A 548-nucleotide genomic window follows, 5' to 3' on the forward strand; every position below is an offset into this window, starting at 1 on the left:
GATGCCACGCTGCGCGCCGCCGGCTACCTGGCGATGGGCGGGCAGATCGTGGATGCGACCATCGTCGCCGCGCCGAAGCAGCGCAACACCGAGGCGGAGCGGGCGGCGATCAAGGCCGGGCAGATCCCCGAGGGCTGGGCGGAGAAGCCCGCGAAGCTGCGCCAGAAGGATCGCGATGCGCGCTGGACGGTGAAGTTCTCCAAGGCCAGGCCGCGCGAGGATGGCGCGCCGCAGGTCGATCTCGCGGTGCCGGCCTTTGGGTACAAGAACCACGTCGCGATCGATCGCCGGCACGGGCTGATCCGCGGCTGGACCGCGAGCCACGCCGCGGCCCATGACGGTGCGCGGCTGGTGGAGGTGGTCGATGCCGACAACACCGCCGGCGATGTCTGGGCCGACACCGCCTACCGCTCGGCGAAGAACGAGGCGTGGCTGGCCGAGCGCGGCCTGGTCTCGCGCATCCACCGCAAGAAGCCGCCGGGGCGGCCGATGGCGGCACGGACGCGGCGGGCCAATGCGCGCAAGTCGGCCGTGCGCTCGGCCGTCGA

The 548-nt window shown here is 73.0% G+C and carries 1 protein-coding gene; it reads left to right on the plus strand.

Annotated features, from left to right (window positions below; all coding sequences use genetic code 11):
* Positions 1-548, plus strand: a 548-nt coding sequence (locus E8M80_RS25660; protein ID WP_137128555.1) for a transposase, incomplete at both ends; no start/stop codon positions are given.

The organism is Roseomonas sp. HF4, assembly GCF_005222755.1.
GTDB lineage: Bacteria > Pseudomonadota > Alphaproteobacteria > Acetobacterales > Acetobacteraceae > Neoroseomonas.